The organism is Streptomyces sp. NBC_01445, assembly GCF_035918235.1.
GTDB lineage: Bacteria > Actinomycetota > Actinomycetes > Streptomycetales > Streptomycetaceae > Streptomyces.
In genome coordinates this window covers 9,187,395-9,207,189 of record NZ_CP109485.1, presented here as the reverse complement: position 1 = coordinate 9,207,189, position 19,795 = coordinate 9,187,395, and the positions used below count along the sequence as shown (strand labels likewise).

The window sequence follows — 19,795 nt, the reverse complement described above, 5'->3', positions numbered from 1 at the left end:
CACGGAACTTCACTGCACGCTCCTCCACTTCCGTCAACTGCCCGGTCGTGAAACGACCGGGCTTGCTGCTCGAGTCATCACTGGCTGTGATGGGTTCGGCTGCGTCCAGTTCTCACGCGATGAGGGTGAGTTCAGGGGCCATTGACTGAGCCCCGCAGACCCACACGTACCACCCGCGGTGGGCGATGTTGTGGGACGCGTTGTGGTCTGCGTGATCAACGAAGCCGCAGACCCGGCACGCGAAGACGGCCTGGGCGGGCCGGTTTCCGCGTTCGGTGTGATGGCACAGGGAGCATTCCTGGCTGGTGTAGGCCGGGTCGACGTAGACGACCGGCACCCCGGCCCGCTTCGCCTTGTAGGCGATGAAGGAGCCGAGCTGGGCGAATGGCCAGGAGTGGAGCGTGGTGCGTTGGGGCTTTCTCAGCCGTGCCCGCTCGCGAATGCCCGTGAGTGTCTCCAGGGAGATCCCGCGACCGGTGCGTTCAGCCTCCGCCACGATCCGCTTCGAAATCTTGTGGTTGATGTCCTTGTTCCGCCGGGCTTCCTTGCCCGCGTACTTCTTCGCCCGCCGCTTGGCGGACTTGGTCTGCTTCTTCTGCAGCTTGGAACGCAGCTTGCGATCCCGTTCCCGCTTGCGGTTGATCCGGCGACCGCAGTGGCGCTCGCCATCGGAGGTGACCGCGATGTTCACGATCCCCAGGTCCACCCCGAGGAACCCGACCGGATGAGTGTTCAGATCCCCCTCGGGGATCTCGCAGGTCGCGATCAGGAACCACTTCCCGTCCCGGAACAGCAGGTCGGACTCACCCTGGCGGTGCGCAGCCAGAACCTCCAGCTGCTCGGCCTGCCCCGTGAAGGCCACACCCTTGAGGCGGCCTGCGGTGGTCCAGATCGATACCGTGCGTGCCTGGTGCTGCCAGGACAGCATCCGGTCGTCGTAAGGCTGGGCGGCCTGGGGCCGGAAGACGACCGGCTTGCCCGAGGCGCGAGTGTGCCGCTTGGTCCCGGGCCGTCCGTAGCGGCCGTTACGCAGGTTCGCCTTCAAGGTGGTGTAGGCGTCGCAGGTCTTCTTGATGGCGTGCTGGGCGGCCTGCGCGCCCAGCCCCCACCTCTCCCGGATCTCGGCATAGGTGTGCTTGCGGAGCTCCAGCGGGCGTCGCGCCTCGTTCTCGAATGCGACGGACGCGGCCCACGTGGCGGCCTCGTTGCAGGCGTGCAGGGTCGCCTCAAGTGCCGCCGCCTGTAGGGGCGTCGGCAGCACCTTCACCCGCACCACCAGCTTCACGATCAGCGAACCTATACACCTGGACGAAGACCCACCACACGTTCGCCTCACCTCACCCGAACGAGCGAAACCCGCCCCGACCCTCACCGCGCTCAAGGCCGAAAAATCCCGGCTCCGCCGGAACGCCTCCCGGCCGCTGCGCGGCCGTGATGGCCTGCGGCACATCACGGCGACGCTCCGCGTCACACCCCGTGGATGCGATTCCTCCCGGGCGGGAACGCCCAGGGTTCCTCGCAAGAATCCGCTGAACTTCACTGGGAGAGCAGGAGGTTGATCTGGCTGTTGGTGCGGTCGAGGTCGCCGACGGGCGCGTCGTTGGCGTAGATGTCCTGCATGGTGGGCCGCATCAACGCGTACACGTCCGCCGCGTAGTTGGTGATCGGGAAGGAGAAGGTCGTCTTGTCGGCGACCGGCTTGGTGAACGCCGTGACGTCGATGCCGTCCTTCTTGTACGCGGCCACGGCCGCCGCCGTGCCGTCCTTGGTGGCCGGGAACACGATCCCGTGCTCGCCGACCGTCCGCTGGCAGGCGTGGGAGGCGAGGTAGGCCACCCACTTCTCGGCGCCCGGCTTGTTGCGCGCGTTCTTGGTGACGGAGTCGGCGAGGCCGTTCATCATGGTGGCGCGCCGGCCGCTCGGGCCGACCGGGGTGACGGCGGTGCCGGTCTCGATGCCCTTGAACCCGTAGTACGTCTTGATCATCCACGAGCCGTTGAGCGAGGTCGCCGCCGTGCCCGAACCGAACTGCACATCGGGGCCGTTGGTCTGGGAGAAGTCCTTCTGGGGCGGGAGGTAGCCCTTCTTGGCGAGACCGAAGTACCAGTCGATCGCGGCCTTGAACCTTTTGTCGTCATAGTTGTAGTGGGTGCCCCAGGCCGGCTGGTCGGTGTAGCGCCAGCCCATGGACGCGGCGAACGCGCTCCACTGGGTCTGGCCGTCGCCGTCGCCCGCGTCGTTCGTGGCGAGGCCGTAGACCTTGACGTGGTTCTTGTCGAAGCCCTTCTCGTCACCACGCACGCCGTTCCTGTCGACGGTCAGGTGCGCGATGGCCTTCTCGAAGGTTCCGCCGTCCTCGGGGTTCCAGGTGAGGTTGTTCAGCTGGCCGGCGGTCAGTCCGGCCTCGCGCGTCATCTTCTTGTTGTAGAAGAGGGCTACGGTGTCCCAGTCCTTGGGTGCGCCGTAGCGGTGTCCGTCCTGGCCGACCCAGGCTGCGGCGAGCCCGGGCTGGTAGTCCGCGTCCTTGATGCTCCTCGTGTGCGGGAGCCTGTCGAGGGGCGCGAGCACCTCCAGGTCGGCGAACTGGGCGAACTTCTGGATGTGATCGGTGAACACATCGGGCTGGGTGCCCGCGACGAAGCTCGCGGTGAGCTTGGTCCAGTAGTCGTTCCACCCCATCTGCGTGATCCGTACGTCGAGGCCAGGGTTCTCCTTCTCGAAGTCCTTGGCGCAGGCCTCGTACGCGGGCAGCTGGTTGGAGTCCCACAGCCAGTACGTGACGGTGTGCGAGGCGGAGCCGGAGGAGGATCCCGCCGAACAGCCGGACACCAGTGAGAGGGCGAGTGCCCCCGCGAGGGCGGTCAAGGCACGCAGTCGCATCAGGTTCCGCCTGACGAAGCCGCTCATAGAGTCGGGCCTGCTGGTCGAGGAGGCCACGACGGCGGCATCCCTGCGCCAGGGACGCCCCTCGCAGCCGCTCGACATCGTGGCCGGGTCACAGAGCTTCGCCGGGTTCAAGATCACGGGTGACGCGGTCTACGGGGTGGTCACCACCCTCAGGAGCGAGATCGTCGCCCGCCGCTCCGAGCCCCTGGACACGCACGATCCGCAGGAGATCGCGGATCTCCTGCACCGGATGACCACCGGTTTCCAGGAGAACTTCCCCCGCCTCGCCGGAGTCGGCATCGGCGTGGGCGGCAACGTCAGACACCGGGCGACCGTCGTCGCGAACGCGTTCCTCGGCTGGGAGGAGGTGCCCCTCGCCGGGATGGTCGAGGAGCGCACGGGGCTGCCCGTCGTCGTCGACAGCGACGTGGCGGCGCTGATCGAGGCCGAGGCCTGGTTCGGCGCGGGCCGCGGCCTCGACCGGTTCGCGGTCCTCACCATCGGGGCGGGCATCGGCTACGGCCTCGTGCTCGGCGGACGCCTGGTCCGCACCGGCGAGGACGGCCACGGCGTCGGCAAGCGCTGGATCATCAACGCCAACGGCCCGCTCACCCCGGAGGGCGAACGGGGCAGCGCCATGGCCCTGTTGACCATTCCCAGCATCTGCTACCAGGTCCGCGCGGCCACCGGCCGGGACGTGACGTACGAGGAGATCCTGGCCGGCGCCGCCTCCGGCGCCGCCTCCGGCGACCCGCTCTGCTCCCGCGTGATCGACGAGGCGGCCCGGGCCCTGGGCACCCTGGTCGCACAGATCGCCAACTTCGCGATGCCGGAGAAGATCCTGCTGGCGGGCGAGGGGGTGGGCCTGGCCGACGTAGCGGGCGGCGTGGTCCACGAAACGATCCTCGCCAACCGCCATCCCCAGGCGGACCCCGTCCACCTGGAAACAAAGGTCTCCGACTTCCACGAGTGGGCCCGCGGCGCCGCGGTCCTGGCCATCCAGGTACTGGTACTGGGGACGAACGAGGGGTGACCGGCGCGCTAGCGGGAGCCTCGGGCCGGGCCGAGCAGGACGCCGGCGATCAGATCGTGGACCAGGAACTCGCCCGGCCCACGGTTCTCCTTGAGCCGGTCCAGGTCGGCAGCACCGAACCAGCCGTACGCGGAGTGCTTGGACCACTCCAGGGCGGGGTGGTCCAGATCCCCGTCGACCTCGACGACCCAGTCGGCCTCGTGCCGTCGGCCGCCACCGTCGTCGCCGGTCCAGGTGGAGACACCGAGGAACGCATCCACCCGCCGCAGGCGCCAGCCCGTCTCCTCGTCGATCTCGCGGGCCAGCGCGCCGAGGAGACTCTCGCCCGGCTCGACATGGCCACCGACGATGTCCCACGTGTCGGGAAAGAGGCGCCGGTCGGGGCTTCGCCTCTGCGCGAAAGCCTGCCCCTGCGCATTGAGGATCAAGGCACCCACCGTCCACACCTCGCCCTGCTTCATCACGGGTAGGGCAAGTGACACGGCGGTCCCTTCGTACTGCTCGCGCGGCGGCATGGCGCCACTCTAGAAGGACACCTACGCGACCCGGCAGGACGGCGGGAGCCGGGACTGACAGGGAACTGACAGGGTCCGTGCGCTACTGGTCGGAAGAGCCCCGGTAAGTGGCATCGTGGAAGGTGAGCGCACCGCCGGTCCCGCTCCGCGTGAGCGGCCCGTACGGCGGCGCGCACCGCGGAGCGAAGGCGGTGACGGCTGTGACAAGCACTCTGAAGGCCGGAGGGAGCCGGTTCAAGGCCGACCGGCAGCTGACCGTGCGCATGCTGGTCACCGTGTTCCTGCTGGGCCTGCTGTACGTGGCGTTCATCGGCGCGCTCCTGGTCCTGCTCAAGTCGACGCTCCTGGTCGTCGTGCTCGCCGCGGGACTCCTCGCGTCGCAGTACTGGTTCTCCGACCGGATCGCCCTGTACGCCATGCACGGCCGGATCGTGACCCGTGAGGAGCAGCCCCAGCTGCACGGCGTCGTCGACCGGCTGTGCGCGACCGCCGACATGCCGAAACCGCAGGTGGCCATCGCCGGCACCGACCTTCCGAACGCCTTCGCCACCGGCCGCAACGCCGATCACGCGGTGCTGTGCGTCACCACGGGCCTGCTGCGCCGCCTCGAACCCGACGAGCTGGAGGGTGTCCTCGCGCACGAGCTGTCCCACGTCGCGCACCGCGACGTCGCCGTGATCACCGTGGCGTCGTTCCTCGGAGTGATCGCCGGCATCGTCGTGCGCTTCGCGTTCTACTCCGAGCTGCTCGGCGGCCGCCGCAGGACCGACCAGAACACGCTGGTCGTCCTCGCGGTGGTGGTGGGCGTCTCGGCCGCCGTCTACGCGATCAGCTTCGTCCTCATCCGGGCGCTGTCCCGGTACCGGGAGCTGGCCGCCGACCGGGCCGCGGCGCTGCTCACGGGCAGGCCGTCCGCGCTGGCGTCCGCGCTGACCAAGCTCGACGGGGACATCGCCCGCATCCCGAACAAGGACCTGCGGACGGCCCGCGCGTTCAACGCGTTCTACTTCATCCCGGCGCTGTCGAAGACCGCCCCGCTCCCCCGTCTCTTCTCCACGCACCCCTCGCTCGAACAGCGCCTCGACCAGCTGGCGGCGATCTCCGCCGACCTCGGCCGCCCGGCCTGAGCCCCGAAGGGATCCACATGGGTTTCCTGGACATCCTGCTCGGGCGCACCAGGCCCGCCCCACCGGACCTCGACCGGCTCTTCGGCCTGCCGTCGGCCGCGGTCACCCTTGAGGCGGCGGCCGGGTTCACCCCGACCGGCCTGGGCTCGGTGTGCTTCACGACCGTGGAGGGGACGGCCTTCGACACGATCCGCCAGGACGTGGGGGCGCTCCTGAACGCCGATGCGGAGCGGGCCGTGGCGACGGAGTTCAGCCGGGACGCATACGGCTACACATGGCTGCTCTCCCAACGCGCCCCCTCGGATCTCCCGGCACTGGTCGGCGATCTCCACGCGGTGAACGCCACACTCGAAGGCAACGGCTTCGGCCCCCAACTCCTCTGCTCCCTGGCCGGATTCCACAACGCGGAGGGCCACTCACTGGCGCTCGTCTACCTCTACAAGCGGGGCACGTTCTACCCCTTCGCACCGCTCCCGGGCGAGAAGCGCGACAACGCCCTGGAACTGCGCGTACGCGCGGTGGTCGGCGACGACCTCCGTATAGAGCCGGACCTGGAACGCTGGTTCCCGGTGTGGGGCGCACCCGGCCTGGAAGAGACCGGCCCCTGACGCCGCACCCAGGAGAAAGGCCCGCTCCCTAAACGCGTTCCGCCTCCATGAGCCGGAGCACGGCGTCGAGCCCGCGTCGAGCCCCGGGGGCCGCCCCGGAGGGCAGGACGTAGGCGCGCAGCCCCGCGGCGACGGCCCCGCCGTCCTTGGCCGGGTGATCGCCCACCATCAGGGCCTCGGCGGGCGAGACGCCCAGTTCGTCGCAGGCCAGCTGGAAGAGCACCGGATCCGGCTTCTCGGTGGCGTGCTCATAGGAGTGCACCCAGCTGGAGAAGAAGCCGTCGAGCCCGCGCCGGGCGAAGGTCGCTCGCAGATCCCAGCCGACGTCACTGACGACGCCCAACGGAATCCCCCTGCCGGCAAGCCGGACAAGGGTCGCCTCCACATCGGCGTACGGCACCCAGTGTTCGGGCTCGCGCAGCTGCTCGTACAGCGCGTCCGCGACCGGAGCCAGCTGCGGAGCCGACGCGTACCAGGTGGTGAAGGCGTGCCGGTGGGCCTTCGCGGACACGTCCCTGCCGAGCTGCGCTGCGACCACGTCCGGGTCGGTGAGGCCGGCTTCGAGTCCGTCGAGGATGGCGTCCATCACCGGGCCGTCGACGGGCCCCAGCACGGCCCTGATCCTGTCGGCGTATGTGCCGATCTGGAACAGGGTGCCGGAGAAGTCGAAGAGAACGGCACGCACAGGCAGTTCGGATACAGCGGGTCCGGCGCGCAGAGGCCCTTCGGGCCCGCAAACGGTAGGTCGACTCATCCGGTCTTCCTAACCGCCCCGGCACACCCCGTCAATGAATCCCAGCCGTCACGCCCGCAGAGCGACAACGGCCTCGTCCGTGTACATCAGGAACGTCAACGTCTCCTGGAAGTACAGCTCGACGCCGGTCGCGTCGTGCGAGGTGTAGCCGATGGACAGGTCCTGGCCGATGCGGAGTTCGTAGTCGCCGCCGCGGGTGGTCAGGACGAACGCGCCGTTGATCGCGGGTGCCCAGATCAGATCACCGTCGAGGAGGCGGGCGATGTGGCCGGCCACGGGGAAGCCGTGGTCGGTGGTCTCACTGACCGCCGTGTACGCCTCCGCGCCGAGCAGCAGCGAGTACGGGCCGTCGACGCCGGCGAGGCGCAGGGCACTGAGGGCCCTCGCGATGGTGTCGGGGTAGTCGCGAGGCTCGGCCGGCAGACTCAGGACGGGGTTGGACGTGCGCTCGCGGACACCTTCGATCCGGGCCGCGGCGTAGCCGTCGAAGATGGCCTGGTCCTCGGCGAAGGCCATGGTGCGGGCCGCGTCCTTGACCGGCTGCCAGTCGGAGTCGTTGGAGCCGCGCGCGACATCGTCCACGGCCTCGCGGCTGACGGTGAAGGGAACGCGCAGTTCGACAAGCGGCTGGGCCTCGCGCAGGCGTGCCATGACTCCCGGGGCGGGCGGCGTGACGGACCGCAGATGCCCGGTGCCGACGGCGGCGAGTTCGAGCCCGTCGGGGCCGGTGACGTCGAGGACGCGGCGTCCCGCGACATGACGCTGGAAGGTCCGGCCGGCCTCTTGCTCGATCTCCGCCCAGGCGGCTTCGCTGATGGGGGCGAGTTCGCGGTGCAGGTTGTTCATGACGCGGGGGCTCCTTTGAGGCCGCCGATGCCCAACGAGCCGTCGGGCGGGGCGACGACGGGCTGCGGTGACGCGGCAGGGAGGGGAAGTTCGCGTGCGGCGTCCGGCAGGGCGGGCGGGTCCGGCAGGTTGTCGAGGAAGTCTGCGGTGGGGACGAAGAACAGGTTTCCCGTGACGGCGGTGGAGAAGTCGAGGATCCGGTCGGTGTTGCCGGGCGGGCTGCCGATGAACATGTTCTCGAGCATCTGCTCGGTGACCGCGGGGGTCCGCGCGTACCCGATGAAGTACGTCCCGAACTCGCCGCGCCCCAGGGTGCCGAACGGCATGTTCTTGCGGAAGATCTTCCGTTCCTCGCCGTCCTCGGTAATGGTGTTGAGGGCGACGTGGGAGTCGGCGGGCTTGGTCTCGTCGGACATCTCGATGTTGTCGGCCTTCGAACGGCCGATGACCTTCTCCTGCTCCTCCGTCGACAGAGCGTTCCAGGCAGTCATGTCATGCAGGTACTTCTGCACCACGACGTAACTGCCGCCCGCGAACGGGGCGTCCTCGTCGCCGATGAACACGGCAGCGCGCGCCGCGTCACCGGTCGGATTCTCGCTGCCGTCGACGAACCCGAGCAGGTCCCGGTCGTCGAAGTAGTTGAAGCCGTGCACCTCGTCCGCAACGGTCACGGCGTCGCCGAGCTGACCGACGATGTGGCCGGCCAGCTCAAAACAGAGGTCCATGCGCCGCGCCCGCACATGAAAGAGCAGATCCCCCGGAGTGGCGACGGCCCGATGCCGATCGCCGTTCAGCTCACGAAAGGGATGCAGCCCAACAGGCCGCGGCCCGCCGAACAACCGATCCCAGACAACAGACCCGATCCCGACGGTGCACGACAGAAACGAGTCGGGAGAGCGGAACGAGACCGAGCGGAGCAGCCCGTTCAAACCACCGAGCTGGTCGCGTACGCGGGGTTCGGCGCCAGGTGCCGTGGTCACCACGAGAAAAAGGGCCGCTGTCGAGTGCGGCGCCATGACAGGCTGCGTTTGCGTCACTGACTCTCCCGCAGGGGTGCACGATGCGGTCGGCTGACTTCCGTCACCCTAAGCCGGGCTCACCTCTCCCGCACGGTCAGTCGGTGACCCGCCGTGGATCACGCCCTCTGCGGACGTCCTCCACGAGATGCATGGCAGCCTCCTCTGCGGACGCGGCCGCGCCGTCGATCCCGACGTCCTCGGCGAACAGCTCGCCCTCCTCGTTCTTGCGCACGCCTTCGTCGGGCGCCACGAGCCGACCGGAGCGCTCGGCCCCCACCTCGTCGTCGAGCGACTCGCCATCGGTGTCCCACGTGTCGCCCATACCGTCGTCATCAGGAACCACCAGATCGGGGACCTCCTCGGACAGACGCTCGTCCAGCGTCTCGCCGAGCCGCTGCTCCGTGCAGGTGACACCGGTGTGCTCGACCCCCCAGGGCCGCTCGGGCGGCGAATAGCCCTGGTCGAGCGGATCGGTGACGCCGCCGCCGAGCAGGGTGTCCTCCTGGTCGAGGAGCCCTTCGTCGTCCTGGACCTCGGACCCGTCGGGCTGGTAGACGTCGTCTCCCCGCCCTTGATCGTCGATGTCCACGTCGCCTCCTTCAGCGGTGGCCTCTGTCTCCATTGTGGGCGGCGAGGGGGCGGCACGTCCTGCGGAAGGACGGACGGCCCGGAAACGGAAGTGCCCCGACCGTGACGGGGGATCACGGCCGGGGCGGTCTGAGTGGTCGCGGATGGCGGTCGCCTCTCGGCGGGGGCTCCACAAGGCATCAGCCGAACGATCGTCCTTGCAGGCAAATGAGATGAGGCCCGGGGACACAGCTCCATCCGCGTCCACGTCTAGTTTAACGAAGAACCACCCCGGGGAATTCCCCACCCCGCAACCGGCCCTATGAACTACGTCACGGACCGCCCCGGCACACAAAGCCAGGCGGATGCCCGCACGAGACAGGGACCGGCAATTGGCCAACCTGCGAAAACCCGTGGAACAGCGAGCACGTCCATGCCCCCGCGGCCCCGCACCCGGCAACACACCGCCCGAAGACGCCCCGCACCAGCTAACGCACCGGACCTCACCACCCACCCTTCCGTCACGGCGTCACAGCCACACCCTCCAGTGCCGAGATCCGCCGGCCAATGGCCTCGAGCGCACCGGGCCGCCGCCCGGGAACCGCACGCCGCAACCGCGTAAGAGAGGCCGCAAGCGCACGGGCCTGCGCCGGATCACCAAGCTGCTCCCACTGGTGATGAGCGCGATCGACGGCAGCCTCGACATCCTCCGAGCCCACCGCCTGCCCGCGCGCAAGCCGAGCCTCGGCCGCAGCTGTCCACAGTTCGCAACTGCGCCCAGGATCCTGAGCGAGCCGCGCAAGATCGGCACGCACCTCGAGCCAGTGGAGTGCCTCCGGCGACCCCGCACCATGGGTACGCAGAGCAGTGCTCTCCCACATCGCGGCGAGGGCAGCGGCCTCACCGTGCCGCCCGGACTGCGCGGCGGCGAGGATCGCCGGGTGCGGATCGGCATCAGGGCGAGGCTCGACGACAGGTACCTCCTCCTGCCGAGCGGCCGGCACAGGCGGGCGGGGAGCCGCCGGAACAGGCCCCGGCCCACCATCGACCGCGAGGAACAGGGCACCATCCGGACCGGCCTCCCCAGCCGCCTGAGCATGAAGATGCGCAAGCGGCGGACGGTGCCCGTTGCGCCATATCGAGGCGTAGGTCTTGAGATATCCGGGCACGGCGGTGGAACGACGCGGAGGCGGAGGCGAGACCCGCCCGAACAAACGAACACCCACCCCCACACCGAACCCCCCGCCCCGCACCTGCTCCCAGGCATCCCCATCGGCCACCAGGTCAAGGACAACCGTGGTGGTGTCGGGCCGCCGCAACGCGAGTTCGCCGGTGAGCCAGTGCCAGGGCAGGGAGGTGTACCGCAGGGTCGACGGAGTGGTACGGGCCAGGGCGAGATGAAGCAGACGCTGGCGCTGATCCAGATGAAGCTGCCCGGTCACGAACAGGGCGAGAGGCCCGGGCGCGGCGACCGCCGTACGGATGCGGGTGAGGACAGTCTGCGGATCGACGGGATCGGCGAGTTCGACGACGGTCGCGGCGGTGGTGCCGGTCAGGGCACTGGGCGGTACGGCCGCGAGCGCGGGCAGTACGGAAGTCGCGTCGATGAGGCAGCTCTTGTTCGCCGGGGCGGCCGCAAGGAGCAGCGCGGTCCCGGTCACTGTCTGTTCCCCGTTGTCCTGCTGAGTGGTCACCACTACAGCACCGTAACTGGTCCTTCTGTGCCGCGCGTGACCGGCAGGAGCAGCTCGACTGGTGCTCATACAGGGCGATTTGGACGTAATCGGGAAGTGGCTGCCGCACGCGCACGCGTTCCGTCATTGTTGGCGGAACGAGAACGCCACGCGTCCGCCGCCGGGACCCCGTCCGGGTGCGGAGCCGATTCACCTCACGGAAGCTGAGGACTATGGACGAACCTGAAGGATTTCCCCCTGTAGTCGTGCACGCCACTCAGCCCGGCGGGCGCCGGGTGACGATCCGCGGCGAGGACGCCGGGCTGGCCACCGGGCAGGAGGACGTGCTCGAGTTCCTGCGGCGCGCGGGCCTGGAGGACGCGCGGCTGGACGACCCCGAGCTGGTCGAGTGGCGGGGTGGCGGCACGCAGGTGTGGCCGGCACAGATCTAGACCAACCGCCGAGCCCTCAGCCCCAGCCCCAGCCCCCACAGCGTCAGCGGTAAGAGCCCGCATCAGCCGGCTTGCCCGGATCCTGCACCTCGACGAGATAGCGCCAGGCGTCGGGCCGGCTCCCGTCGATGTCGGTGAACCCGTACACCTGGGCAAGTGCCCCACTGGACGTCGACTGCCCGTTCCAGCGGGCCACTTCGGGGTCGGCGGCGAGCGCGGCGACGGCCCGGCCGACGTAGAACGGGGTCTCGGAGATGCCGAAGTGCGGTGTCCGTTCCAGGGCGTCGCGCCAGTTGTCCTCGGTGACGCCGTAGTGCCCGAGCATGATCTCCGAGCGGAGCCAGCCCGGGGTGAGGGCGAGGGCTGTGGCGCCCCGTGGACCCAGCTCCTGCCCGAGGGCGAAGCCCATGCGCAGGACGGAGCTCTTGGCGAGGTCGTAGAAGAAGGAGACGCGATAGTTGTCGCGGTTGTATTCAGCCGTGCCGTCGGTCACCTCGACCACGAGACCGCCGGGGCTGCGGAGCAGGAGCGGCAGCGCGTAGTGACTGGTGATGGCGTGTGTCTCGACGGCGAGGCGGAGCAGCCGAAGCCCGTCGTCGAGGTCGTGCTCCCAGACCGGGGTGTCCCAGGCGAAGAGGTTCTCGCCGCCCCAGATGTCGTTGACCAGCACGTCGAGCCGACCCTGTTCGTCGGCGATGCGGTCGACGAGGGTCTTGACCTGGGCGGACTCCAGGTGGTCGGTGGGCACGGCGATACCGCGTCCGCCGGCCGCGGTCACCAGGTCGGCCGTGTCCTCGATGGTCTCCGGCCGGTCGTACTCGGAGCGCCGGGCCCGCGTGGTGCGCCCGGTCACGTACACCGTGGCGCCGGCCGCGCCGAGTTCCACGGCGATGCCCCGTCCCGCGCCGCGGGTCGCACCCGCCACGAGGGCGACCTTGCCGTCCAGCCGGGCGCTTCCGGTCCCGGGTTCCTGCGTCATGAAGCCGCCTCCTCGCTGCTGCCGGACAGGCCGTCGTGGCCCGTCCCCGGTTCGAGCATGGCCCGAAATCAGGACACCGAGTGTCGCCATTCCTGAGCGGATGACGGCGATGACGACGCCCGGAACGAGAAGCGCGTTCTCGCCCATCGGTCACATTCCAGGGCCGACCCGTGTCATAACAGTGACCAGGGAACCCGCCCGATGCGACAGGGAGACGCCGATGCCACCCGCCCGGACCGCGAAACAGCGCAAGCAGGACACCCTCGACCGGCTCGAACGCGACGAGGACGTATGGGTGGCCACGGCGGACACGTCGGACGGGGAAGGCGCGACGCCCTATCTCGTGCCGCTGTCGTTCCTGTGGGACGGTTCGACGCTGCTGCTCGCCACCCCGGCGGCCAGTCCCACGGGACGCAATCTGCGGTCCGCGGGGCGGGCCAGGCTCGGCATCGGGCCGACGCGTGACGTAGTCATGATCGAGGGCACGGCACAGACGCTGACGGCCACGGAGCTCCCGGACGACGTCGGTGACGCGTTCGCGGCGAAGACAGGGTTCGACCCGCGCGGGCTGACCTCGGAGTACCTCTATTTCCGGGTCACGCCGCAGCGGGTCCAGGCCTGGCGGGAGGCCAACGAGCTGGCGGGCAGGGAGCTGATGCGGGAGGGCGCGTGGATCGAGGGCTGAACCACCTGCACCGCCGCACGAGTTGAAGAGCACCGCCACTCACCGCACCCCCGAGGCCGAAAAACACAGAACGCGCCCGCCGAAGACCCCTCCGACGGGCGCGCCCAGCGCCACACAAGCAGCCGGCTGACCCGACCGACCGACTCAACCGACGGCAGGCTCCAACTCCTTCTCCTCACCGCCCGGCCGCGCCGTCTCGTTCTCGGCATGCCAGTCCTCGTTGTCGGCGAGCGGCTTCTCCTTCAGCACGAAGGCGAGGACGAGACCGACCGCGAAGACGGGCACCAGGTACAGGAAGATCGGCACGAGTGCCTCCTGGTACGAGGAGACGACCGTGGCGCGCAGGTCGGCCGGCAGGGCTCGTACGAGCGCGGGCGTCAGTGAGTCGCTGTCGCCGACCTTCGAGGCGGCGTCCACGGGCAGGCGCGTGGCGAGCTGGTCGGTGAGGCGGCTGGCGAAGACCGCGCCGACGACGGCGGTGCCCAGCGTCGCGCCGATCTCACGGAAGAAGTTGTTCGCGGAGGTGGCGGTGCCGACCTCGGCGCCCGGGAAGTCGTTCTGCACGGCGAGTACGAGCGTCTGCATCATCAGGCCGACACCGGCGCCCGCGAGTCCGACGTACAGGCAGACCTGCCAGACCGGGTCGCTCACGTCGAGGCGGGACATCAGGAACGCGACGAGCATGATGATGACCGTGCCGACGATCGGATAGACCTTGTAGCGGCCGGTCTTGCTCATGATCGCGCCGGACGGCAGCGCCGTGGCCATGATGCCGACGACCATCGGGATGAGCAGCAGCCCCGACTCGGTGGCCGTCTTGCCGTAGACCATCTGCAGATACGTGGGCATGTAGCCGACGATCGCGAACATGCCGAGGCCGATGACGATCATGCCGAGCAGCGTGGCGACGTTGAAGATCGGGCTGCGGAAGAGGTGCAGCGGGATGACGGGCTCGGCGGCCCGCTTCTCGGCGACGAAGAACAGCACCCAGGCGACGACCGCGCCGACGCCGAGCCCGATGACCAGCGGGTCGGACCACGCGTACTGCGTGCCGCCCCAGCTGGCGAACAGCACGGTGCAGGTGACGGCGGCGGCCATCAGGGCGGTACCGAGGTAGTCGAGAGTGACCTTGACGGCCTTCCGCGGCAGCTTGATCGCGACGGCCGCGACGAAGAAGGCGAGGATGCCGAGCGGAAGATTGACCCAGAACGCCCAGCGCCACGAGTGCTCGTCGGTGAACCAGCCGCCGAGCAGCGGCCCGACGACCGAGGAAAGACCGAACACGGCACCCATGGGGGCCATGTACTTGGCGCGCTCCCGGGGCGGAACGAGGTCGGCGATGATCGCCTGCGAGGTGATCATGAGGCCGCCGCCACCCAGGCCCTGGAGGGCGCGGCCGGCGACGAGGGTGCCCATGTTCTGGGCGAGCCCGCAGACCACGGAGCCGACCAGGAAGAGCGCGATGCCCGCGAGGAAGATGTTCTTGCGGCCCATGAGGTCGCCGAGCTTGCCGTAGACCGGCATGCCGATGGTGGCGGCGAGGATGTACGCGGTGGTGATCCACGCCATGTGCTCGATGCCGTTGAGCTCGCCGACGATGGTCGGCAGGGCGGTGCTGACGATGGTCTGGTCGAGCGCGCCGAGCAGCATCGTCAGCATCAGCGCGCCGAAGATCAGCCCGAAGTTGTGCGGCTTGGCTATGCCGTCCTCAGGGGCGGGATCGGAGCCCGCCGGTGCGGGGGCGTGGGTCATGCTCAGGTCTCCGTACGTGAAGGGATGGGGTGCGCGGCGCGCGAGCGGTCGCCGCCCGGGGAGGCTGGGGAGTCTTCGGGGCTCGGGTGGGGAGTCGTGTGGGGGCCCTGCGCGGGGAGTGCGCGCACCGGTGCCGTGGGGGCGGCAGCCGGGTCGCGCTTCGGAGCCGCGCCTCAGGCCTCCCGGTCGGTGGTGGCGTGTGGGAAGTCCGCCGGGGAGAGGAGGCCGCGCAGGGCGGTGAACGAGTCGCGCACCGAGGCCGCGGGTCCGTCGGGGTGCTGCTTGTCGCGGGCCCATCGCATGAGGCCGTTGCGTACGGCGGTCATGGCGATCCCCGCGAGAAGAGCGACGGTCTGCCCGTCGGGGGCGTCTCCGGTGCGGCGGGCGATGGCGCCGGCGAGATCCCGTTCGAGCGCGTCGCACTCGGCGAGGAACGCACCGAGTGCCGAGGGCACCTTCTCGACGATGGCGAAGACGTCCTCGAACGCTCCGGCGCCGGGCGCCATCTCGTCCACGTGCGTGGCGAACACCTCGCCCAGGTCCCGCAGCACGGCGTCCGGGTCGCGGCCGGGCGCGGAGACGAACTGCTCCGCCTCGGCCTCCGTCAGGCCACCGGGCCAGGCGAAGAGCGCGGTCTCTTTGGTGCGGAAGTAGTTGAAGAAGGTCCGCGGGGAGACGCCGGCCTCCTTGCTGATCATCTCGACCGTGACGTGTTCGAGGCCGTGTTCACGGGCCAGGCGGACCGTGGCGGCGTGCAGTTCGGCCCGGGTCTGGCGCCGTCGCCGGGCGCGCAGCCCCTCGGCCGGCGCCTGCTCGCGGACCGCCGACGTCGCGGTGCCTGATGTCATCACGCCAAAGATTCTTGCACACACTGCAATCTTTGCGCGCACTGCACCTAGGGCCCATGGACCCTCGACACCCGTGGTCACGTCAGCGACGCAGGCACCGGCTTGAACACCGGCTCAGGCGCTGACATGGGCACTGACATGGGCAGAGGCATTCATCCGAGATAGGCTCCTTAAGCGTCATTTCAGGTGAAATGCGAAAAGCCACTGTTCGCCGGGAGACCAGACTGATGCCCACTCGCACCGTTCTCGCCGCCGCCGCGCTGCTCGTATCCGCGACCGGCGTGTCAGCCACCGGCGCCTCCGCCTCCGCCGCGTCGGCCGACCCCCGCCCCGCTCACCCGGCCGCCGCACCGGCCGCCGCCCTCAAGCAGTGCGCGGAGAACGCGCTGACGGTGCGGGCGGCCGCATCGGGCGAGGACCACGTCCTGCGCCTGAGCGTCAAGAACAACTCCTCGCACGCGTGCCTCGTGGGCCACGTCCCGCTGGTCACTTACGGCGATCTGGACGGGGCCGCCGTCCCGTTCCCGCTCTCCGGGAGCGCCACGTACAAGCTGGACGCGGGGAAGACCGCCCACGCCGCTGTGCGCTCCGTGTCCGCGAGCGCTGACGCCGATGCGCGGTCGGTCGGCTACGTCGTGGTGGCGGCGAATCCGGAACACGATGGGCAGAAGTTCACCGCCGCCTCACTCTCCGAGCCGGGCGGGCTGCGCGTCTGGTCTCCGGTGACAACGCTGTGGCAGCCGACGCGGGACCTGGCGGACGAGGTCCTGGCCGAGTCCGTCGGCGCAGGGGCCCTGAAGGTCTGATCCCGCCCGCCTCGGACTCTCGCCCAAGGTCTTTCGTTTGGACGAGGCCGGATCAGGGAGCGGGGCTGGGGTCCCCCTGCTCGAGCGCAGCCAAGAGCTCGGGGGGGGAGTCGGCCACTGACGACAACGCCGCGAGGTGCGGCACCAGACCCCGCGAGCCCGGCATGATCCGAACGAGAGCCCTAGGCCGCGGCCCGGACCGCGAGGAGTGAGGCGTCGTCCTGGAGCCGGCCCTCCGCGTGGCGGAGCAGGTCGGCGGCGAGAGCGTCGGTGAAGTCCTCGAGGACCGTGTTCTCCAGGGCCGCGGCTCGCTCCGCCAGCGGGTAGAACGCCCCGCGCGCGTCCCTGGCCTCGCTCACCCCGTCGGTGTAGAGCAGCATGCACTCCCAGGCGGTGGCGGGCACCGGTTGGGCGGCGCACCAGCCGGAGTGCAGGTCGAGCAGGCCGAGCGGTGGCGCGGGCGCGGGGACCGCCGCGTGGACGGCGGCGCCGTCGCGCAGCAGGACGGGCGGCGGGTGTCCGCAGCAGACCAGTTGGGCGGATCCGTCAGGTTCGACGCTGAGCAGGGTCGCCGTGACGAAGCGGTCGGGTTCGTCGGAGCACGCGACCAGCGAGTGCAGCCGTACGGCGATCCCTTCCAACCGCGCCTCGCAGACGGCGAGATCGCGCCAGGCGCATAAGACACTGTCCGCGGTACGGGCGAGCGCGCGGCCCTTGCCCATGACATCACCCATCAACAGGCGTGTGCCGTAAGGGGATTCAACGGCTCCGTACACATCGCCGCCCGCCGCCGCGGGGCCTGTCTCCACCGGCGCGACGGTGGCGTTCGCCAGGTGCCGGGCGCTGACGCGCAGCGCGCCGACCTGCTCGGGCAGAGGAGACACCGGCTGGGAACGGGCAGTCATGCAGGGACCTTCCGGGGTGCGGCCGGACGTGCTGCCCGACGTGACGCGCCGCGCAAGTGTAGCCAGTCGAGCGCACCCGGTAACCGATTGTCACCGAATCCGACCAACCGGATTCCGCCGCCCCGAAGTCGTCAACTTCGTGCTCGCACAAGCCAGTTCACGTATCCGCGCCGCGGGCCGCCGGCCTCGCCACGCCCATGCCGCGCCGGCACCCGCGCGCGGACGGCGTGCCTCAGTCGGTGAGGTCCGTGAGATCGGCCCGCAGCGTCAGCAGGTTCGTGCCGAGGGTGCGCACGGCGGCGCTGTTGTACCGGGGCAGGCGCTTCAGTCGCGCGCGGGCGTCGTCGTCCGGCAGAAGGTGTGCCGTGCCCGTGTGCCAGCGTCCCTTGATCCGTACGCGGATCTTCGGGTCGGCCTGGATGTTGCGCACGTACTGCGACTTGTCACCGTACTCGGACACCCACCAGAACTCGCGGCCGACCAGGCGGCCGCCGACCGGGGTGCGCCGGGGCAGCCCGGACGTGCGGCCGGTGGTCTCCAGCAGGATCTGGCCGGGGAGCCGGGAGAGGAGCGGGTTGCCGATACGCCGCTGGAACGACGTCACGGCCCTGAACTTGAACTCGCGATACCGCGACATGCGCGTCCCTCCGCCGGCACTGTGACTACCCGCCGCACTCTAGGCGAACCGGCGAGCCGGGTCAGGCAGGCGCCTTCGCCGGGGCCGCGGCGGCGGGTGCCGGGCGGGGCAGCGCCAGGGCCGCCGCCACCGCGAGCGCCCCGACGACCGCGGCGGTCAGCCAGCCGTGGCGGAACGCCGTGAGGGCCGCTTCCGCCGTGCGGGGCTCGCCGATGAGGCCGACCATCACGGCCACCCCGAGGACGGCGCCCGTCTGCCGGGCCATCGTCGTGACCGCGGACCCGGTGGCGAACCGGCCGGGCGGCAGCGCCGTGGCGGCCGCCCCCACGAGGGTCGGCAGGGCGAATCCGACGCCGACGCCGGTGATGAGCATGCCGGGCAGGAACGCGGCGGCGTAGTGCGGCGACGTGTCCAGGGCGAGGGCCCACCACACGAGGCCGCCGGCGAAGAGGAGGCAGCCGGCCGCGGCCACGCGGCCGGCGCCGAGGCGTCGCACGACGGGTCCTGACGCGACGGCGAGGACGGGGACGACCAGCGGGCCCGGCGCGATGGCCAGTCCGGTACGGATCGCCGAGTAGCTCCACACCTGCTGGCACCACAGGACGGAAGTGAGGAGCATCGCGGCGAACGCCACGGTGAAGAGGAGTGCGGCGAGCGTCGCGAACGCGAAGGCCGGGATGCGCAGGAGCGGCAGTTCGACGATGGGGACGGGGTGCCGGGCCGAGCGCAGCCAGAACGCCGCCGCGAGGATCACGGCGGCAGCCAGTGAGCCGAGCACGCGGCCCGAACTCCAGCCCCACGCCTCGGCCTTGACGAGACCGAGCGCCAGGGAGCCGATGGCGAGCGTGAGAAGGACGGCGCCCGCCAGGTCCGGCAGCGGGCCGCTGCGGTCGGGACGGTCGGCGGGCAGCAGCCGCACCCCGGCCACGAGGCCGGCTATCCCGACAGGCACGTTGACGAGAAAGACCCAGCGCCAGTCGGCCTCCACGAGCAGCCCGCCCGCCACGGGGCCGAGGCCCGCGGCGATGCCTCCGATGGCCGCCCAACCGCGAATGGCGCGCGGGCGGCGCTCCGCCGGGGTGGCGACGAGGAGCAGCGCGAGTGATGTCGGCATGAGGGCGGCGGCGCCCGCAGCCTGGAGCGCCCGCGCCGCGACCAGCCAGCCGACGTCGGGTGCCACGGCACACAGCGCGGAGGCGACGGTGAACACCGCGAGGCCGAGCAGGAATCCGAGGCGGTGTCCGTACCGGTCGGCGAGGCGTCCGGCGGCCACGAGCAGGGCCGCGAACACGATCGCGTAGGCGTTGAGGACCCAGGAAAGGGAGGCGAGCGAGGCACCGTCGAAGGAGGTGGAGAGGGCGGGTACGGCGACATTGACGATGAACAGGTCGAGGTTCACGACGAAGACGCCCGCGGAGACGATCCACGCGGTGGCGGATCCGGTCCTGCCGGTAGCCGGACCGCTTGCCCTTGAACCCGCCTCCGCCTTCGACGCCGAAGTGCCCGATTGCGCGTCCGAGCTCGCGGTCGACGCGCCCGCCCCACCCATTGAGTTTGCTTTTCCAACCGTCATGCACGGCAACCTAGCGCGAGTGAGTTTGATATGACAACCCTGCAGCTGGGCACGCAGGTGGATGCTCGCTCCCTCACCCCGATGCGCCGTGTCGTCACCGCTCACCACCGGGCACCCCGCCGTAACGTCC

Annotated in this window: 20 protein-coding genes; 6 read left to right on the top strand and 14 right to left on the bottom strand. The window is 70.2% G+C overall.

Going from position 1 to position 19,795, the window contains the following annotated elements; all coding sequences use genetic code 11:
- Positions 1-112: 112 nt before the first annotated feature.
- Entirely contained in the window at positions 113-1,285 is a 1,173-nt protein-coding gene (locus OG574_RS41945) for an RNA-guided endonuclease InsQ/TnpB family protein (protein WP_326777484.1), read from the bottom strand.
- Between the two features lie 251 nt (positions 1,286-1,536).
- A complete protein-coding gene (locus tag OG574_RS41940; RefSeq protein WP_326777483.1) occupies positions 1,537-2,880 on the bottom strand; it encodes an ABC transporter substrate-binding protein in 1,344 nt (447 codons plus the stop codon).
- Between OG574_RS41940 and OG574_RS41935 the strand changes: the two genes are divergently transcribed.
- A complete protein-coding gene (locus OG574_RS41935) occupies positions 2,777-3,919 on the top strand; it encodes an ROK family protein (RefSeq protein ID WP_326777482.1) in 1,143 nt (380 codons plus the stop codon). The genes OG574_RS41940 and OG574_RS41935 overlap by 104 nt on opposite strands.
- An 8-nt stretch (positions 3,920-3,927) precedes the next feature.
- Here OG574_RS41935 and OG574_RS41930 read toward each other — a convergent pair whose 3' ends face one another.
- Positions 3,928-4,434, bottom strand: coding sequence for an NUDIX hydrolase (locus OG574_RS41930; RefSeq protein ID WP_326777481.1), 507 nt, complete (start codon positions 4,432-4,434; stop codon positions 3,928-3,930).
- A 200-nt stretch (positions 4,435-4,634) separates the two neighbouring features.
- Between OG574_RS41930 and htpX the strand changes: the two genes are divergently transcribed.
- Together htpX and pspAB are read left to right on the top strand one after the other, a co-directional pair.
- On the top strand, positions 4,635-5,561 hold the full coding sequence (gene htpX, locus OG574_RS41925; RefSeq protein WP_267893705.1) for a zinc metalloprotease HtpX: 927 nt from the start codon (positions 4,635-4,637) through the stop codon (positions 5,559-5,561).
- Between the two features lie 17 nt (positions 5,562-5,578).
- Complete coding sequence (gene pspAB, locus OG574_RS41920) at positions 5,579-6,169, top strand: PspA-associated protein PspAB (protein ID WP_326777480.1); 591 nt, start codon at positions 5,579-5,581, stop codon at positions 6,167-6,169.
- Between the two features lie 28 nt (positions 6,170-6,197).
- Here pspAB and OG574_RS41915 read toward each other — a convergent pair whose 3' ends face one another.
- From OG574_RS41915 to OG574_RS41895, 5 genes are all read right to left on the bottom strand, one after another.
- Positions 6,198-6,854: an HAD family hydrolase gene (locus OG574_RS41915; RefSeq protein ID WP_326777479.1), complete on the bottom strand. Its 657-nt coding sequence runs from the start codon at positions 6,852-6,854 to the stop codon at positions 6,198-6,200.
- Between the two features lie 117 nt (positions 6,855-6,971).
- Positions 6,972-7,769, bottom strand: a complete 798-nt coding sequence (locus OG574_RS41910; RefSeq protein WP_326777478.1) for a family 1 encapsulin nanocompartment shell protein — start codon at positions 7,767-7,769, stop codon at positions 6,972-6,974.
- Positions 7,766-8,806 carry a Dyp-type peroxidase gene (locus OG574_RS41905; RefSeq protein WP_326777477.1) on the bottom strand — a complete coding sequence of 347 codons (1,041 nt, stop codon included), beginning with the start codon at positions 8,804-8,806 and terminating at the stop codon, positions 7,766-7,768. Before OG574_RS41905 ends, OG574_RS41910 begins: the two co-directional genes overlap by 4 nt.
- Positions 8,807-8,882: 76 nt before the next feature.
- Positions 8,883-9,410 (bottom strand): DUF5709 domain-containing protein, encoded by a 528-nt coding sequence (locus OG574_RS41900; RefSeq protein WP_398378989.1) that lies wholly within the window; start codon positions 9,408-9,410, stop codon positions 8,883-8,885.
- A gap of 466 nt (positions 9,411-9,876) precedes the next feature.
- Positions 9,877-11,052, bottom strand: a complete 1,176-nt coding sequence (locus OG574_RS41895; protein WP_326777475.1) for a hypothetical protein — start codon at positions 11,050-11,052, stop codon at positions 9,877-9,879.
- Positions 11,053-11,261: 209 nt separating this feature from the next.
- Between OG574_RS41895 and OG574_RS41890 the strand changes: the two genes are divergently transcribed.
- Positions 11,262-11,480, top strand: coding sequence for a hypothetical protein (locus OG574_RS41890; protein WP_100594626.1), 219 nt, complete (start codon positions 11,262-11,264; stop codon positions 11,478-11,480).
- Positions 11,481-11,523: 43 nt separating this feature from the next.
- On the opposite strand, the gene OG574_RS41885 is transcribed toward OG574_RS41890, so the two are convergent.
- Positions 11,524-12,459 carry an SDR family oxidoreductase gene (locus tag OG574_RS41885; RefSeq protein WP_326777474.1) on the bottom strand — a complete coding sequence of 312 codons (936 nt, stop codon included), beginning with the start codon at positions 12,457-12,459 and terminating at the stop codon, positions 11,524-11,526.
- A 220-nt stretch (positions 12,460-12,679) separates the two neighbouring features.
- Here OG574_RS41885 and OG574_RS41880 point away from each other — a divergent pair, with 220 nt between their 5' ends.
- Positions 12,680-13,144: a pyridoxamine 5'-phosphate oxidase family protein gene (locus tag OG574_RS41880; RefSeq protein ID WP_326777473.1), complete on the top strand. Its 465-nt coding sequence runs from the start codon at positions 12,680-12,682 to the stop codon at positions 13,142-13,144.
- Between the two features lie 144 nt (positions 13,145-13,288).
- Here OG574_RS41880 and OG574_RS41875 read toward each other — a convergent pair whose 3' ends face one another.
- Positions 13,289-14,896 carry an MDR family MFS transporter gene (locus OG574_RS41875; protein ID WP_326777472.1) on the bottom strand — a complete coding sequence of 536 codons (1,608 nt, stop codon included), beginning with the start codon at positions 14,894-14,896 and terminating at the stop codon, positions 13,289-13,291.
- 173 nt (positions 14,897-15,069) lie between these two features.
- Positions 15,070-15,744: a TetR/AcrR family transcriptional regulator gene (locus OG574_RS41870; RefSeq protein WP_326777471.1), complete on the bottom strand. Its 675-nt coding sequence runs from the start codon at positions 15,742-15,744 to the stop codon at positions 15,070-15,072.
- A gap of 227 nt (positions 15,745-15,971) precedes the next feature.
- Between OG574_RS41870 and OG574_RS41865 the strand changes: the two genes are divergently transcribed.
- Positions 15,972-16,550 (top strand): DUF4232 domain-containing protein, encoded by a 579-nt coding sequence (locus OG574_RS41865; protein WP_326777470.1) that lies wholly within the window; start codon positions 15,972-15,974, stop codon positions 16,548-16,550.
- Between the two features lie 182 nt (positions 16,551-16,732).
- On the opposite strand, the gene OG574_RS41860 is transcribed toward OG574_RS41865, so the two are convergent.
- The 3 genes from OG574_RS41860 to OG574_RS41850 form a co-directional block, all read right to left on the bottom strand.
- Positions 16,733-17,455 (bottom strand): PP2C family protein-serine/threonine phosphatase, encoded by a 723-nt coding sequence (locus OG574_RS41860; RefSeq protein ID WP_326777469.1) that lies wholly within the window; start codon positions 17,453-17,455, stop codon positions 16,733-16,735.
- 232 nt (positions 17,456-17,687) lie between these two features.
- Entirely contained in the window at positions 17,688-18,092 is a 405-nt protein-coding gene (locus tag OG574_RS41855) for a nitroreductase/quinone reductase family protein (RefSeq protein WP_326777468.1), read from the bottom strand.
- A 61-nt stretch (positions 18,093-18,153) separates the two neighbouring features.
- Positions 18,154-19,665 (bottom strand): MFS transporter, encoded by a 1,512-nt coding sequence (locus OG574_RS41850; protein WP_326777467.1) that lies wholly within the window; start codon positions 19,663-19,665, stop codon positions 18,154-18,156.
- Positions 19,666-19,795 lie beyond the last annotated feature (130 nt).

Coding starts and splice junctions, on each gene's coding strand:
- OG574_RS41870 (WP_326777471.1), bottom strand. CDS start 15,744: ATGACATCAGGCACCGCGACGTCGGCGGTCCGCGAGCAGGCGCCGGCC.
- OG574_RS41865 (WP_326777470.1), top strand. CDS start 15,972: ATGCCCACTCGCACCGTTCTCGCCGCCGCCGCGCTGCTCGTATCCGCG.
- OG574_RS41875 (WP_326777472.1), bottom strand. CDS start 14,896: ATGACCCACGCCCCCGCACCGGCGGGCTCCGATCCCGCCCCTGAGGAC.
- OG574_RS41860 (WP_326777469.1), bottom strand. CDS start 17,455: ATGACTGCCCGTTCCCAGCCGGTGTCTCCTCTGCCCGAGCAGGTCGGC.
- pspAB (WP_326777480.1), top strand. CDS start 5,579: ATGGGTTTCCTGGACATCCTGCTCGGGCGCACCAGGCCCGCCCCACCG.
- OG574_RS41885 (WP_326777474.1), bottom strand. CDS start 12,459: ATGACGCAGGAACCCGGGACCGGAAGCGCCCGGCTGGACGGCAAGGTC.
- OG574_RS41940 (WP_326777483.1), bottom strand. CDS start 2,880: ATGCGACTGCGTGCCTTGACCGCCCTCGCGGGGGCACTCGCCCTCTCA.
- OG574_RS41850 (WP_326777467.1), bottom strand. CDS start 19,665: ATGACGGTTGGAAAAGCAAACTCAATGGGTGGGGCGGGCGCGTCGACC.
- OG574_RS41890 (WP_100594626.1), top strand. CDS start 11,262: ATGGACGAACCTGAAGGATTTCCCCCTGTAGTCGTGCACGCCACTCAG.
- OG574_RS41855 (WP_326777468.1), bottom strand. CDS start 18,092: ATGTCGCGGTATCGCGAGTTCAAGTTCAGGGCCGTGACGTCGTTCCAG.
- OG574_RS41910 (WP_326777478.1), bottom strand. CDS start 7,769: ATGAACAACCTGCACCGCGAACTCGCCCCCATCAGCGAAGCCGCCTGG.
- OG574_RS41930 (WP_326777481.1), bottom strand. CDS start 4,434: ATGCCGCCGCGCGAGCAGTACGAAGGGACCGCCGTGTCACTTGCCCTA.
- OG574_RS41880 (WP_326777473.1), top strand. CDS start 12,680: ATGCCACCCGCCCGGACCGCGAAACAGCGCAAGCAGGACACCCTCGAC.
- OG574_RS41900 (WP_398378989.1), bottom strand. CDS start 9,410: ATGGAGACAGAGGCCACCGCTGAAGGAGGCGACGTGGACATCGACGAT.